This is a genomic window from Pseudomonas reactans, from assembly GCF_013387025.1.
Taxonomy (GTDB): domain Bacteria; phylum Pseudomonadota; class Gammaproteobacteria; order Pseudomonadales; family Pseudomonadaceae; genus Aquipseudomonas; species Aquipseudomonas reactans.
Genome location: NZ_JACAQP010000053.1, coordinates 1 through 13956, shown reverse-complemented (window position 1 = coordinate 13956; position 13956 = coordinate 1). Strand labels below are relative to the sequence as shown.

General features: G+C 56.7%; 24 protein-coding genes. 16 read left to right on the top strand and 8 right to left on the bottom strand.

Features of this window, described 5'->3' with window-relative positions; translation table 11 throughout:
* The 3 genes from HX793_RS30545 to HX793_RS30535 form a co-directional block, all read right to left on the bottom strand.
* A partial coding sequence (locus HX793_RS30545) for a BRO-N domain-containing protein (protein ID WP_178905588.1) occupies positions 1–854 on the bottom strand: 854 nt, incomplete at its 3' end.
* A gap of 70 nt (positions 855–924) precedes the next feature.
* The gene (locus HX793_RS30540) at positions 925–1350 is read right to left on the bottom strand and encodes a phage regulatory CII family protein (protein WP_058419784.1); all 426 of its coding nucleotides are present in this window, start codon (positions 1348–1350) and stop codon (positions 925–927) included.
* Between the two features lie 79 nt (positions 1351–1429).
* Positions 1430–1609 (bottom strand): Cro/CI family transcriptional regulator, encoded by a 180-nt coding sequence (locus tag HX793_RS30535; protein ID WP_017255748.1) that lies wholly within the window; start codon positions 1607–1609, stop codon positions 1430–1432.
* A gap of 109 nt (positions 1610–1718) precedes the next feature.
* Between HX793_RS30535 and HX793_RS30530 the strand changes: the two genes are divergently transcribed.
* The 8 genes from HX793_RS30530 to HX793_RS30495 all read left to right on the top strand — a co-directional run bounded on the left by HX793_RS30530 (position 1719) and on the right by HX793_RS30495 (position 6664).
* Positions 1719–2375: a LexA family protein gene (locus HX793_RS30530; RefSeq protein ID WP_178905587.1), complete on the top strand. Its 657-nt coding sequence runs from the start codon at positions 1719–1721 to the stop codon at positions 2373–2375.
* Between the two features lie 17 nt (positions 2376–2392).
* Entirely contained in the window at positions 2393–2620 is a 228-nt protein-coding gene (locus HX793_RS30525) for a hypothetical protein (protein ID WP_178905586.1), read from the top strand.
* Positions 2621–2697: 77 nt separating this feature from the next.
* Entirely contained in the window at positions 2698–3006 is a 309-nt protein-coding gene (locus HX793_RS30520) for a hypothetical protein (RefSeq protein ID WP_178905585.1), read from the top strand.
* Between the two features lie 22 nt (positions 3007–3028).
* Entirely contained in the window at positions 3029–3247 is a 219-nt protein-coding gene (locus HX793_RS30515) for a hypothetical protein (protein WP_178905584.1), read from the top strand.
* A 248-nt stretch (positions 3248–3495) separates the two neighbouring features.
* On the top strand, positions 3496–3900 hold the full coding sequence (locus tag HX793_RS30510) for a VOC family protein (protein ID WP_178905583.1): 405 nt from the start codon (positions 3496–3498) through the stop codon (positions 3898–3900).
* Positions 3901–4992: 1092 nt separating this feature from the next.
* Positions 4993–5244: a DUF1654 domain-containing protein gene (locus HX793_RS30505; RefSeq protein WP_178905582.1), complete on the top strand. Its 252-nt coding sequence runs from the start codon at positions 4993–4995 to the stop codon at positions 5242–5244.
* A 770-nt stretch (positions 5245–6014) separates the two neighbouring features.
* Positions 6015–6452, top strand: coding sequence for a hypothetical protein (locus tag HX793_RS30500; RefSeq protein ID WP_178905581.1), 438 nt, complete (start codon positions 6015–6017; stop codon positions 6450–6452).
* Entirely contained in the window at positions 6449–6664 is a 216-nt protein-coding gene (locus HX793_RS30495; RefSeq protein WP_177049250.1) for a hypothetical protein, read from the top strand. Before HX793_RS30500 ends, HX793_RS30495 begins: the two co-directional genes overlap by 4 nt.
* Here the strand turns inward: HX793_RS30495 and HX793_RS30490 are convergent.
* On the bottom strand, positions 6656–6814 hold the full coding sequence (locus tag HX793_RS30490) for a hypothetical protein (RefSeq protein WP_167337371.1): 159 nt from the start codon (positions 6812–6814) through the stop codon (positions 6656–6658). The two genes, HX793_RS30495 and HX793_RS30490, sit on opposite strands and share 9 nt — an antisense overlap.
* A gap of 207 nt (positions 6815–7021) precedes the next feature.
* Between HX793_RS30490 and HX793_RS30485 the strand changes: the two genes are divergently transcribed.
* Positions 7022–7213: a hypothetical protein gene (locus HX793_RS30485; protein WP_178905580.1), complete on the top strand. Its 192-nt coding sequence runs from the start codon at positions 7022–7024 to the stop codon at positions 7211–7213.
* Here HX793_RS30485 and ykgO read toward each other — a convergent pair whose 3' ends face one another.
* Positions 7214–7369, bottom strand: coding sequence for a type B 50S ribosomal protein L36 (ykgO, locus tag HX793_RS30480; RefSeq protein ID WP_178905579.1), 156 nt, complete (start codon positions 7367–7369; stop codon positions 7214–7216).
* Positions 7370–7491: 122 nt separating this feature from the next.
* Between ykgO and HX793_RS30475 the strand changes: the two genes are divergently transcribed.
* From HX793_RS30475 to HX793_RS30460, 4 genes are read left to right on the top strand one after another with little or no spacing between them, the layout of a single operon-like run.
* The gene (locus HX793_RS30475; RefSeq protein ID WP_178905578.1) at positions 7492–8649 is read left to right on the top strand and encodes a coiled-coil domain-containing protein; all 1158 of its coding nucleotides are present in this window, start codon (positions 7492–7494) and stop codon (positions 8647–8649) included.
* Positions 8650–8656: 7 nt separating this feature from the next.
* Complete coding sequence (locus HX793_RS30470) at positions 8657–9472, top strand: ERF family protein (protein ID WP_178905577.1); 816 nt, start codon at positions 8657–8659, stop codon at positions 9470–9472.
* Positions 9469–10236: a lambda exonuclease family protein gene (locus HX793_RS30465; protein ID WP_178905576.1), complete on the top strand. Its 768-nt coding sequence runs from the start codon at positions 9469–9471 to the stop codon at positions 10234–10236. Before HX793_RS30470 ends, HX793_RS30465 begins: the two co-directional genes overlap by 4 nt.
* Positions 10233–10847: a hypothetical protein gene (locus HX793_RS30460; protein ID WP_178905569.1), complete on the top strand. Its 615-nt coding sequence runs from the start codon at positions 10233–10235 to the stop codon at positions 10845–10847. The genes HX793_RS30465 and HX793_RS30460 overlap by 4 nt, the downstream gene beginning before the upstream one ends.
* Positions 10848–10853: 6 nt before the next feature.
* Here HX793_RS30460 and HX793_RS30455 read toward each other — a convergent pair whose 3' ends face one another.
* On the bottom strand, positions 10854–11270 hold the full coding sequence (locus tag HX793_RS30455) for an Ivy family c-type lysozyme inhibitor (RefSeq protein WP_178905575.1): 417 nt from the start codon (positions 11268–11270) through the stop codon (positions 10854–10856).
* Positions 11271–11376: 106 nt separating this feature from the next.
* On the opposite strand from HX793_RS30455, the gene HX793_RS30450 reads away from it, so the two are divergent.
* A complete protein-coding gene (locus tag HX793_RS30450) occupies positions 11377–11742 on the top strand; it encodes a hypothetical protein (RefSeq protein ID WP_178905574.1) in 366 nt (121 codons plus the stop codon).
* Positions 11743–11787: 45 nt separating this feature from the next.
* On the opposite strand, the gene HX793_RS30445 is transcribed toward HX793_RS30450, so the two are convergent.
* Positions 11788–12141 (bottom strand): hypothetical protein, encoded by a 354-nt coding sequence (locus tag HX793_RS30445; protein ID WP_178905573.1) that lies wholly within the window; start codon positions 12139–12141, stop codon positions 11788–11790.
* A gap of 99 nt (positions 12142–12240) precedes the next feature.
* Between HX793_RS30445 and HX793_RS30440 the strand changes: the two genes are divergently transcribed.
* Positions 12241–12522, top strand: coding sequence for a hypothetical protein (locus HX793_RS30440; RefSeq protein WP_178905572.1), 282 nt, complete (start codon positions 12241–12243; stop codon positions 12520–12522).
* 97 nt (positions 12523–12619) lie between these two features.
* Here the strand turns inward: HX793_RS30440 and HX793_RS30435 are convergent, their stop codons facing one another.
* Complete coding sequence (locus tag HX793_RS30435; RefSeq protein ID WP_178905571.1) at positions 12620–12997, bottom strand: hypothetical protein; 378 nt, start codon at positions 12995–12997, stop codon at positions 12620–12622.
* A gap of 47 nt (positions 12998–13044) precedes the next feature.
* On the opposite strand from HX793_RS30435, the gene HX793_RS30430 reads away from it, so the two are divergent.
* Positions 13045–13824: a DUF2786 domain-containing protein gene (locus HX793_RS30430; protein ID WP_178905570.1), complete on the top strand. Its 780-nt coding sequence runs from the start codon at positions 13045–13047 to the stop codon at positions 13822–13824.
* Positions 13825–13956: the final 132 nt, after the last annotated feature.

Here is a 13956-nt window from a genome sequence, read left to right as displayed (position 1 = left end):
GTCTTTTTCAGAGTTTCCTTAGCGGCCAATTCAAGGAAGCGATCCACGTACCAGTGAGGCTGCGTCTCGCGGGGGCATTGAGGGCTGGTGAGGTTCTTGCCGTAGGCCATGCCCTTCTCGGTCACAGACCAGAAGTCCACCATTTCCTGCTTGGAGTTTTTGCGCTGGAGGACCTTGAGGAAGCCGTGGGCCTCAAGTGCAAGGTTGAAGGCGCGGGCGGTGCTGGCGATGGTGTGATCTTTGATCAGGGCGGTGATCGCCTTGGTCGGCATCGAAGAGCCGCCAGCGGCGTCAGGGGCGGCGTCGACGGCATAGCCTGGGAGGAACTTGGCATCCAGGCCGTTGTTGGCGGCGATTTTGGCCAGCATCAACATCTTGCTGGAGTTCGCAGGCTTCAGCAGGCGGTCGAAGCATTCCAGGATGGCGAGTTCGCCGACGATCTTTGAATTGTCCGGGCCTTGGGCGGAAAAGGTACCGGTCTTGCGAATGCTCGGCAGGACCTGGCCCACCACCCACTCTTCGAACTTCTCGGCGGCTGGCAGCTTCGACTTCATCACCAGCCGGTACAGATCGCGCTCCGGAATGATCGTCATGAAACCACCACCCTGTTTCGGGGTAGTGGTCGCAGCATTGCAATGGCGAGCCACCGCGTTCTCAGGTTTGGAGTAGCCAAGGGCGTCGGCGACATCGCGCGCGACAAACCACGGATCACCAAGCTTGTCGGTAATGACCCGGATTGCGGCGCCGTCGAAGTCGAACGGGATCACTGATGAATTGCGCGCCACGTTTTCAGATTGCGAAAAACGTGGCGCGGAAATGTTGGGGCTATTGATCGATTCGGTGTGTTGGTGCATGATTCGCTCCACAAGTTGTGTTGCTGTTGAAAAAGCCGGGATTGCGCCCCGGCTTTTTTGTGTCTGAAATTCAGGCTGCCTTCACGGACTGCTTGAACACTTCCAGGCTGACGATTACTTCCTCAGCCTCCTTGAGCAGTTCGGACTTCTCGCGAGTGCAAACCCGGCCATCGGCCTGGGCATCGAAGGCAAGGCGGGTCACATCGGCCAGGTCAGCGTGCAGGCGCAGCAGCGCGGTGTTGAGGTTGATGCCCTCGGGCTTTTCCTTCGGCACCAGGTCGAAACCAAACGCCTCGGCCCATGCCTTCAGCGGGCGGAAGTCCTGGGTGAACTTCATAATCCGGTGCAGCTCCTGGACGTTCAGCTTGTGGCTGTCGTAGTCCGGGTTCGCCTTCTGGGAAAGCAGCGTCTTCGAGGAGAAGCTGGCGCCCTCTGCAATCCGCCCTGCCCCGTGGTCGTCAACCACGTCATAGATCGCCTTCATCAATTCCTGCATGTAACACCTCGAAATTCTTTACGTGGCGCCCTGCCGGTGCAGAAGCGATCATCTCTTCATGGATTGGCGGACAGGGATGTCAGGCGGCCTGATCTTTCTTTGTCGCCTTGAACTTGCCTTTGGAAAGAACCTGAATCTGGTACTGCCGCGATTCAGGAATCGTTTCCCCCCACATGGTCACTGCGCTTGGGCGGATACCCAGGGCCAGCGCCAGCTTTGTCTTGCTGCCGAAGAATTCGGCGACTTCATGCGTATTCATTGCGCGTCCTCGTTCGAGCTTGCTGCAATTTAAGCATGCTTAATTAAAGGCATCAACGGTGTTTTCTGCCTACTGCATGCTTAAATTCAGTTAACTTAATATTGAGTCCATGGAAAGACACGAACGTATCGCCCGCGCCATACAAGTCAGCGGTAAAAAGAAAGGGGAAATTGCATCGCTTTGCGGTGTTGCAAATTCTGCCGTCACGCAATGGATAACCGGCGAGAGCAAAAGCCTCAGGCCGGAGAACCTTTACGCACTCGCGAAAGCGACCGGCTTCCGGGCTGAGTGGCTTGCTATTGGTGAAGGTGAAGAGCGTGAGGTTTCAGAGTCGAACGTCTCCCCTGCCGCCCAGCCCACCAAATCATTCCGCTACCCTGTAGTGAGCTGGGTTGCAGCCGGCGCCTGGTCGGAAGCAGTGGAGCCCTACCCGGCTGGAATCTCGGACACCTATGAGTTTTCGGAGTACGACTCCAAAGGACCCGCGTTCTGGCTGACAGTCAAAGGCGACTCGATGACTGCGCCTGCCGGCCAGAGCATCACCGAAGGCACGCTGATCCTGGTGGACACTGAAGCGGAGGTTGCACCAGGTAAGCTGGTCGTGGCCAAGCTACCGGACAGCAATGAAGCAACATTCAAAAAGCTGGTGAGCGACGGCGGCCGGCTGTTCCTCAAGCCGCTGAACCCGAGCTATCCAATCGAGGCGGTCGACGAAAACTGCCGGATCGTGGGAGTGGTTGTGCAGGCGTTGCAGAAGTTTTACTGATGCTTTCAGGAGGCCACATGTCCCTCACCAAGCCAAACCAGCAACTGCGCCGCGACCTCAAGGCGATCGCCTCAAACCTTGAGGAGTCCTGTATCGACCTGGGTAAGCTCGCAGAAAAACTCAGCGATGCAGACGCGATAGCCCTAATGGGATTGGTAGGCACGCTTTATGAAGAAGCCGACAGGTTGGTGGGTTATGCGGATGAGGTGAAGGCTGGGCAGATAAGCCGAAGAAAACGGGAATAGCTACCTAGTCTGACGAGGCAATATAGACGGAACTATCGCGAGCTGATGAGCGCTCGCGTACACAAAGGAATGTGGTGATGAACGCTTTACAGATCGCGCCCCTGCTACTCGCACCTCTTATCCTTTCAGGCTGTTTCAGCACGCCAAAAGAAAAAACCGAGTACGAAAAACAGATCGACGCAGTACCGATGCCTGTGACCGAAGCTGAGCGTCTGGAGCAATGTCGTACCTTCAAGCTTGCCGCAGATCGCCAGCGGGCTGAGGACTTTTTGCAATACGCACAACGCTCCAAGCTCGACACTTCGAATTATGATTTTCCCGAATCTAACGCGTTGTTGCATCGCCTCCGAGCAATGAAGTGCCCTGGATATGGCTGGTTCTCCTGATGCTAATGCCCAGGGCGCGCCAATGACTGCATGGAGACAGCAGAGCCTCTGGAGCAAGTTTTGGGTCTGGGCCTGGCTGGCGTTCATGGTCGTCTTTACCACCTACACCGGCGCGTTCTGGCTGGGTGATGGTTCATCTAATCGCAAGCGGGTCTTCAGCCCAGGCTTCGTTGTGGTCTGCGTTTTCGTGGCTGTGGTTGAGCTGATCGTGCTGAACCACTTCTATGGCGCGAGCAGTTAAGCTTGGTAAAGCGATCGCGACGTCCTACTGAGCGCAACCTTTCACATCCCTTTCACAGTCGGGCGCATATGGTTACCCCAGCTCCTAGCGATAATCCCTTTAAGCCCGCTGCTCCCCATCGCGGGCTTTTCTTTGCCTGCGATTTGGAGGGCCGACACTCGCCCTCCCTGACTTTCCCGACGACCGCTATACACGCCCACCGTCAAAATGACACGATAATGCCTCGCCTCCGTAAGTAGGAGTACAGGATGTTCAGTCACGTAACCGTTGGGACAAACGATCTTGATAAAGCCGCTACCTTCTATGACGCGGTTCTGATCCCACTAGGGCTCTGCCGTCGACCTGTAACGCCCGATGGCGGACCACTTTCGGCATGCTGGGTGAACCCCGACAGCCCTCTGCCTCGCTTCTATGTTTACCGCCCTTACGATCTCAAAGAGGCCCTCGCTGGAAATGGCAGCATGGTGGCTTTCTCCGCACCACATCCAGATTCTGTCAATGCCGCCCATGCCGCAGGCCTTATCGCTGGTGGTTCGGATGCGGGAGCACCAGGGCCGCGCTCGCGTTATGGGGACGGCTATTATGGCGCGTACCCACGGGACCCTGATGGCAATAAAGTGCACATCGTCCATCGTGGCGACTTGTCCGGGTAGATACGACTCTGATTGTTTTCTGCAGAAGCCCGCCACGCGCGGGCTTTTTGTTGGCTGCACGCCCTGCCTCTTTGATAGTGGCTGTACGCCACGAATGGTAAAGTGCGGGCTCAATTACGGGAGGGATCCAATGAAGGGATTTGGGACGTTCGCGCTGATAGCCGGCATCTGTTGGCTGGTTTTAGCGCTGAGCATGGATGTGTCTGTCTCGACTGGCGCGGGTGGCCGGGTAAATAATCTGGGCCTCATGGCAGACCGCCAAGTGCACACAATTGTAGGCGGATTGCTAACGGTGGCCGGTCTCCTGATGATACTGCTTGGTGGGAGAGGGTCAGCTACCAACCCTGCCGTTGAGGCCGACACTCGACCGTGCCCACTCTGCGCCGAGATAATCAAAAACGCCGCTATCCGGTGCCGTTACTGTGGGGCTGACGTGGAAGCCATCGCCAGTTCCGGTACGAAAGATCAGAAAGTGCAGAGTTCGACTAGCAATCGCTCATTCATCGCCATCTGTGCGGCCTTAGTCTCCTTGATCATCGGTGTGGTTGCTTATCGAATGATCCCCACCCCGCCTGCCTCTAAGACTCTCGCACCTGCAAACACATATCGACCAAAAGCTGACGAACTGATCGGACTGCACCCGTCCGCCTTCGGGTGCGTTTCGGAAACCAACTTTTCTCAGTCGCTGTTCCACTACAACAGATCTGAGTTTACGGCTTGGGCGGACAGAACGAAGGGAGCGGATTGCTTTCATCAGCGAGACGTCAACCCCGGAGTGACCTGGACCGTTTTACAGATTCGGGACGATCTAATGCAGGTTGGCCTAAAGCAAGCTAGTGAATATTCGAAGAACCCAGAGGTCGGCCGGTTCAACTACTGGACCCTTGAGCGTTGGGCAGAGCCGCGAAGCTCAACCCCTAAATAAGCCTCAAGGCCACGTTGATCAAAGCCCGCTACAAAAGGGCTTTTTCATACCAGCCAAACACGCCCCTTCAAAATATGCATTTATGCATGAAACTTCCTGCCGCCCTATTGCCAAGATATGCCAGTGCAAATACTGTGTATGCATACAGTATTTGCAAGGAGCGAAGCATGAACCAAGCGCCCTACCCCACACTAAAACCACGAAATTCCTACGAGCTTGTCGGCCGCCGCCTCCAAGGCTTGATCGCCTCTCCCCGGGTCCAAAGGATTCAGTTGGTCGAGGTCTCCAGACGCGAGGACGAAAGCCCTGAAGCCTGGCACCAGGTCATCCAGGATATCGGCGACACCGCCGGTATCCGGATTGAGCATCTGGAAGACGGAACCGTCAGGATCGGCTGGCGAGAGTACTGCGACTCGTAAAAGAGCCCGCCAATGAGCGGGCTTTTTATCGCCTGTAAATTTCAGCAATCTGAACGATTTAATTAAGCATGCTTGACACATTAATTTCAGCTTGCTTAAATTCAATTCAAGCCAGCAACGAACACCGCCGGCCAGCAGTTAAACCTGCGCCGCTCTTTAGCGACACCCCTTGCCGGATAACCACCGGCCCAGATTCAAAGGCAGCGATGAACCGGCCTCAACGGTTCAGAGGGTTGGCAACTGACCCGGGCGTGCAGCGTAAAGCGCCAAGAACAGTTATCCAGCGGGAGAACAAGCCGAAAGGCCCGCGGCTGGAAGAACAATTGATTCAAGCCGGTGACCGACGCCAGTAGCGGGTCACGGCCAGCACCACCCGATTTGAATTAGCGATCCCGATAGCCTCGGCTGGGAACGCCAGACCTCATGCACCCTGCCCCACTCAATCAGGGCACTCAGAGCTGTAGCGTGCATGTTGTAAGGACCTGTGATCCACGGCGAACAGATGCTGTTTGACGCTGTGAGGAGGAAGCTCGAAGCCCGCACCCATGACGAACCGCCGACCTGCAATCAGCAGCGGGATACGCGGCGCCGCCCTAGCGTAGAGGGAGTCACCGCTGACGCAACACACCCAGGCCGTCGCCAGTAGCGGGCCTGGGCACCCTTCCCCACCTCTATTACGTCAGCACTCCTCCCCCGCGCCCATCGGCAACCAGCGGGAGGCATGAGTGTTGACGAATACAGGTGAACAACCCGCCACTTTGGAGGCGACCATGAACGCAGCATTGAAGATATGCCAGGAGCGTTTCGACGCTCAGTTGCCTCCAGAGGTCAGCGAGGCAAATCCGGAACTGGAGTGGCTGGAACACTCGGCGGAACAGCTGGTGTGCGGCATGGACATCAAGTGGAAGCGCCGCTATGGCCAGCCACAGGCTGTGACGTTCGACCGGTTCTGCACCGTGCTGCAGGGATACCTGAACCAGCGCCAGATCGACGGTCTGGATCAGCGAGATTCGCTCGCGCGGCTCTTCCTATCATCGATCCTGGGCAGCCAAGCAGATTCGCGTGGCCACGCTGCCGACTTGATCGGCCAGCCCCACCCCATCGAAGCCGCAGAGAAAGTCGCCATGGACCTGCTAAGGCCTTACGCCGCCGATGCCTTAGCAGCAGAGCGTGAGAAAGCCGAAGACGACGTGGATGACGAGCTATGAGCCCGCACGTCGAAGTTTCGACCGCCCTGCTCGCTTTGGATCATCCCGACTCCACAGTTTTTGCAGAGGCACTGGTTGAAAAACTAATAGTGTGTCACTTCACCAGCGGCACCTTCACAGCGGATGAATTTCACCACTACAGCGCCTGGTTACTGAAAGCCAGCCGGAAGCGGCTGGCTCAAATGGATAGAACTGCAACGATCCTAAGTTGAACGACCTGCGTTACGATTTTGTTGTTTTTTAACGCCTTTCCCGTTTTTACGCTCGTACAGATGGTGAATTAACCAAGCAACCAGAAGCAGCCCAGCCAGACAAAAAACCAACACCATCAGCTCTATTGCGGGACCTTCGTGTGAAAACATTTTTCGTTCCTCGTCCTGAAGTATCGCACCTCACAAACAGGCGCCTCCGAAATTATTCGTAACAATTCAAACATTTTCAGAGTAAACACCAAATTCTCAGGTGACAACCCCTAATGCCCTTAGAACCATTGATCTAGACACGTCACTCGTCGAAAAAACCATTCGCGGGCACATCAGAATCAGCGGCGCATATACAAGGAGAAGGCCATGACTACTGCACCAGTCCAATCACTGATCGACGAGCAGCTTGAGGATATCAGCGCTCACAATCTACGCGAGGCCTACAGCCTTGCCGAGCGTCGAGGTTTCTACGGTGCACCGATAGAGCAATACGCAGAACCTGGTTACGGCGGTCGCGTCCTCCAGGTCCTGCGCTACCGAGTAGAACCGCAGAGCTGATCAACCCTTCCCTTTGTTTTTGTTCTTCGCACTGCCCTGCCGCGCTTTGAATTTCGGATTGGATTTGCAGATCACGTAGATCCGGCCCCGGCGCTTCACGATCTTGCAGTCGCGATGACGGTTTTTCGCTTCTTTGAGTGAGGACAGCACTTTCATAGGTGAGGCTCCTTGCATTGAGTTGAAATGTTATTACGTATCTTAAATACGAATAAGAACGTTTATCAACTCTTATTTCCCCTACCCCTACATCGCTGCGAGCATCGCGGCAAGGATTCCCCATGTCCGCACAACAGCAAGTAATCACCATTGACGACATCAGCCCCGACAACGCGCCGGCCATTTATATAGCTGGCGGCCTGGGCCAGTTCTTCGACGCGGTGAAGGCAGAAGTCACCGGCGAGGTGCCCGATCTGACCACTGTGAAAGGTCGCGCTCGCATTGCATCCCTGGCCGCAACGGTAAGCAAGTCCAAAAAGGCAGTCGAGACGCCTGGTCGCGACTACCTGAAGCGACTCAAGGAAATGCCGAAGGTGGTCGAGGCTGAGTTGCGCGATTTCGTCACAAAGATGGACAACCTGCGCGATTCCACCCGCCAGCCGCTGACGGATTGGGAAAACGCCGACCAGGCGCGCAAAGATAGGCACGTTGACGGTATCGACAGCATGAAGGATATGGCCCTGTTCGGCGCAACACCTCCGGCGTCCGTAGTTGCCCGGGTGATCGCCGACCTCGAAACCATCGAAATCAACGATGGTTGGGAAGAGTTCCTGGCCGAAGCTGCCCAGGTGAAGGACCAGACCCTGGCGAAGTTGCGCACCCTGCACGCCGAGCGCACCCAGCACGAAGCTGAGCAGGCTGAACTGGTCCGGCTGCGTGCCGAAGCAGAAGCTCAGGCCCAGCGAGACCGCGACGCGGCTATTGCCCAGGCCGCCGCCGAACAAGCGTGCCGTGAAGCTGCCGAGCGCGCAGAAGCCGAACGCCTTGCTGCCGCCCGCCGCGAACAGGAACTGACCGATCAAGCCGCCGCCATTCAGCGTGCCGCCGCACAGGCTGCACTGGATGCCGAAGCCGCCGCCGAACGCCAGCGCCTACAACTGGAACTGCAGGCCGAACAGTCTCGCGCGGCGGCGGCGCAGGCCGAGACGAATCGAATCGCCGCTGAGCAGCGCGCCGAGCAAGAACGCGTCGCCGCCATTCGCCGCCAAGAAGAAGCTGCCGAGCAGGCCCGTCAAGATGAGCGCCGACGAGCTGATGCGGCCGCTGCCGAAATCGTCCGCCAGCAAGAGATGCGCGAGCGCGACGAGGCGCATCGCCGCGCCATCAATCGTACCGCCTTGGAAGCCTTCATCGCTGGTGGCATGCCAGAGGAATGCGCCAAGCAGGCAGTAAAGTTGATTGCCCAGCGCAAGATCCCAGCTATCACCATTTCCTATTGAGGTAGCCATGACTAACGCAGCCCTGGCCGAGCGCACCGAAACTCGGCAGGTCGCCAGCCCGGTGACCACCAACGAATCAACCGCGATGCTGACAATGATCCAGCGGGCCGCAACCGACCCGGCATTCGATGCAGACAAAATGCAGAAGATGATGGAGATGTACGAGCGCCACACGGATCGAACGGCGGCGGCGGCATTCAACGCAGCAATGGTTCGGGCTCAAGCAGAGATTGGCCCGGTTTTTCGTGACAAGTTCAACGCCCAGACGAACAGCGCTTATGCCGCGCTTGAGTCGATTGATCGCAAGATTTCACCGGTCTACACCTTGCACGGTTTCTCACTGTCGTTCGGCACCGGCGATAGCCCTCTGGTGGGCCATATCCGCACAGTCTGCGACTGCATGCATGAGGCTGGTCACACAAAGACATACCACGTCGATCTGCCAATCGACGCAGTCGGAATCAAGGGAAGCGTAAACAAGACGGGTGTGCACGCCAGCGGTTCAACCTTCAGTTATGCCCGACGCTACCTGACGATGATGATCTTCAACGTCGTGCTGACGAACGAGGATAACGACGGAAACGGCGATGAGGATCAGCCTCAAAGCCTTGGCGAGCTGATGAACGAGTGGATTCCGAAGGCCTACGCCGCTGATTCCAAAGAGTCGCTCACGGAAATCTGGCAAGCGGGCGTCAAGGCCTCTAAGGACCTGAAAGCCACCGACAACAAGACGGCGACTGACCTCTACGAAGCACTGAAAGTCGCGGTTACGACTCGCGGCTCGCAGCTCAGCGCGCCCGCTCAAGCAGGAGCAAGCCAATGATCATCCTCAACTGCACACAAGGCTCTGCAGAATGGCTACAAGGCCGAGCTGGCGTCATCACCGCCAGTATGTTCAGTACCGCCCGTTCCAAGGTGAATGGCCTGAACGCCCAGCAGCAGAAATATGTCGACGCCATGCTTGCCGGGAAAGGCGAAACCACAGCTATGGCGCTGGCAGGATACAAAGCCGGCCCAAAGGCCGAAGTTGTCCAGCGCGCACTTGACGGCGAGAAGGTAGGCGAGCCATCGAACGCCGCACTGTCCTACGCCTTCGAGCTGGCAGTCGAACGCATCGGCGGTGCGCCGCTGGATGGCGGGTTCGAGACCTGGCAGATGCGCCGAGGGCATGAGCTGGAGCCAGAGGCCCGAATGGAACATGAGATCCAGACCGGCCTCATCGTCACCCAGGTCGGCTTGGTTAAAACGGATGACGGTGTGTTCGGCGCCAGCGCAGACGGATTCATCGGCGACGACGGCGGCTCTGAGTACAAGTGCTTCCTGGCCCCCGATAAGCTCCGCTCCTTCCACATCGACAACGACGCAAGCGATGTTATTGACCAGGTGCAGGGCTGCATGTGGATCACCGACCGCAAGTGGTGGCACATCGGAATGTACTGCCCGCTGCTGAAGCCGGTGGGCCGCCAGCTCTGGTGGAAAGAATTCCAGCGGGACAATGACCACATCGAAAGCCTCGAAGAAGACCTGTGGGAATTCAAGTTGCTGGTCGACGGGTACGAGGCGGCGCTCAGGAGCAAAGCAGCATGATCAGCAACCACCTAAGCCTGGTCGAGGCACTACGGCCAAAATCCAATGAGCTGGCCGATCAGATCGCTGAGTTTGTTGCGGCCGGCGGCAAGATTGAAGTCGCCGAGCCGTACCACTACAAGCCCAAGCCGATCACCTATAGCAACCAGATGCCGCCAACGCCGAAGCCATTCGTTCGGCGCAAGGTTGAAGCGAATCCCCTCCCCCTCGACAAGACCGACATCCGATCACAGGACCGGCTAAAGATGGCCGAGCAGATACGGCAGTTGGGCGTAACACTCACCCAGACTGAGGTGGCCGCCGAGCTTGGTGTAAGCCGGCGGCTTATCTACAACTACGCCGCCCGGTACGACATCACGTTCAAGGCGCCGACCCGAGGCGGCGCCCACAATCTTTTGCGGAGGGAGATTGACGAAGCCCGCGACGCGAAATACGCCGAGCGGATCCGTGCATTCCTGGAACTGGGAATCACACGGCGCCAATGCTGCGGAAAGCTGGCGATCGGCAATAAGGCCTTTGAGCGGATCATCGCCGCCCACGGCATCGACTATCCCAAGGCGCGACAAGGCAGCTCTTCATGCTCGCAGCAAAAGACAAATATTAAGTGCTAAAGAGGTTCAATCTTCAGGGTTGTTGTCCGAGAAAGATTTACTCAACAAGCCCTGGACAACGCTGTCAGGATCACCGAGCACCTGCTTGTTAAATGCCTCTCCCTCGGCCGATCGAGTTGCAAGTAGGCCCCAAGACTTTGTCCCATCCGCGTTAAAGACCACGATCAATTGATTGTCCGCGCAATCATGCGGTTTGCACATATGGCCTACGGTAAAGCTTTTACCATCAGCCGAAACCTTCTCGACTGGTGACGCCGTGCCCTGAGCTTTACTTACCCAGCTCGGAAAACTGAGCATCTCTGCGTAGGCTTTTTTGTATGGGGCTTTGCTCGCGATTTCGGGTAGATACTGCTCTGCGAAAGCGCCCGAGGCCATAACCATCAGTGAGGCACCAGCAACAATTGAAAGGCTTAATTTTTTCATCCGAATAACTCCATTTCTAAATTACGGGTATGACATTTGGGACACAGTGACACTATGGAAGTTTCGATATTCGTACGTAACCGAGCTTAGATATCAGAGGTAGGCCATGGCCGAGGAAGATCAGCAGCCGACGGCGGAAGCCTTGAAGCAGCGCCGCAAGCGCGAGAAATCGAACGAGAAGAACGCTGCATTGGGCGTCGAGAAGTTTACGGTTGAGGTCGCCGGTGTGTTCAAGGCCGACCTGCGCAAGGTAATGAAGACCCACGGCATCAACAACCAGCAGGACATTCACCAGCGGCTGCTCATCAACTTGATCGGCGCCGACCTCGAAACCCAGGTGCAGATGCTCAAGTGTGTCGCGACACCTTTTGTTGTTACTGAAAAGGTGTCGCGGATTCTTATGGCTGCTGGCCTGAAGTCGCTCGCCGACGACCCGCCAGAGCCTGACGACGAAATCGAAAGACCCGCATAACCCACCCTACTCGCTGCATCCGGTAAACGGAGGGGTGTTTGTGTACTACTTGAATATCTCAAAGCCAGTTCGGACAAGCGCAACAAAGCCAGTCGTGACCTTAAGCAAAAGATCGGCGTTTCCAAGCCACTTGGAGAGCCCCGAACCAGCAACTGTCTCGGCTATCTCCTGATCGGTAGCGTCTGGGCGTTCCTTAAGCTTTGCAACCAGCGCAGCAAGTTGCTCATTCGGGACGTCCGCTGGCAAGCCGAAAAGCGCAACAGCTTTAGGGTCATAGATATCAATCGACTTTGCCAAGCCTAGAAATTGGGTGGATTTCACAATTAAATCGGCATCGCTTGGCGCGCTGATACCAATACCACCTCCAGAAAAATAACATCCCTCAACGAGTATCGGCATCTGCTTCCCCTTGGTCCGGCTCCATGCCGGTCACCCGTAATACCCCATATCAACGAATCACGCCAGCCGGCGAGGCAGGCGCACGCTTGGAGATAACCCATGCAAGCAGTCATCTACGCTGGCCTGCGCAATGGCGAGCGCGATCAGCGAATCCACGACGCCCTGGTCTACAAGCACGTCGTTGAGGTCGCCAAGGAATTCAAGCTGGCACCGAACACCATCCGGGCGGCAGCAAAACGCATTCAAAACGCTATTGTGTTCGAGCTCTGCCTGCTAGGGGGGGGGGCAGCCAATGCCTATAGGCAAAGTTGTCGCGGACTGTTTCAGGAAAGCAGCCCTTGGGGCCTACCGGAACTACCACGGCACCTTTCGCAACCTTGAGCTGCCTTGCTGGGTGATCACCGACGGCACAAACCGCATCGAGGTGATGGAGCTTCGCAAGATCGATTCAGGCGAAGTGTCCTTGTAATCGGCCTCGCTATTGCGTCGCAAGCTTGAAAGGCAGATCTCCGTAAGCCCATATCAGCGTGCCAATAACAACTATCAGAAAATTTACCAGATCGGTTTTATCGAGCTTTGGAATAAATTTTTGGCGCAGTTCATTCAGACCTGTCCAGCCAAACCCAGGCGGCGTAATTGAAAGCTTTGCTCTAACTACCACGGCCTCAGACAAAAGAGCAAAAACGGTAGTAATCGCGCCGCTCCGACTGAACCACCCTCCAAGGTCTACGTCTCGCAGGTTTGGGTAGGGAGCGATCAGAGAAACAATCGGAGCAAGAACCGCCAGTGCGATTAGCCCCCAAGCGAAGTTCACGCTGCGCTGCAAATCCTTATCCGTCGGCTCCTTGAACGACATTCCTGTTTCCTCCAATCAAAAGCCGAATATACCGGCAAGGGTCCCCTATGTCCGCACAACAGATTGACGAAAAGAAACTCGAGCGGGCGATCCGCAAGATCAAGCACTGCCTGGCACTGGCCCAGAGTGCCAACGAGAACGAAGCTGCCACGGCGTTGCGTCAGGCCCAGGCGCTGATGCGCGAGTACCGGCTGACAGATATGGATGTGAAGCTGAGCGACGTCGGCGAGGTTGAGTCGGACCTCTGCCGCGCCAAGCGACGGCCAGCATGGGATCAGCAACTGAGCATTGCCGTTGCAGATGCATTCAACTGCACGACCCTGCGGCGGCGAAAGTGGAGCCCTGCAAAAGGCCAGGCGATCGAGTGTGCGACCTTCGTCGGCGTCTCTCCTGCGCAGAACATCGCCCTGTACGCGTATGAGTCACTGCACCTAAAACTCACCCTGGCGCGCAAGGAATACTGCTCAGCAGTCAGATCAGGAGTTCGTCGTAGTGACTACTCGCCCGAAACCGCCGGCGACCATTTCGCATTGGCGTGGGTATGGGAAGTCCAGTCGAAGCTGAAAGCCCTTGTGCCTCAGGTCGATGATGATCCAATCGGCCAGTCCGCGACCGGCCAAGACCTCATCGCGATTCAGGCGCAGGACAAGGCATTGATCAGCGAATACCTCGCCACTCAGGACATCAGAGAGTCCCGGAAAAGCAAGGGCGTCGAGTTGGATATGAACGCCCAGATCGCCGGGATGCTTGCTGGTCAAAGGGTAGAACTGCACGCAGGCATCGCGCGCGGCAGCGACAACATTCTGGCTATTTCTGCTACCGCTTGACCTCGCCACTCTCCACCGCCCGGGCATGGCCCGGCAAGGACTACCCATGCCTACAGAAAACAAAACCATCGGCCAGCAGCGCCTGGACCGCATCATCGCTGCCAACGAATTCCTAAGGAAACTCTGAAAAAG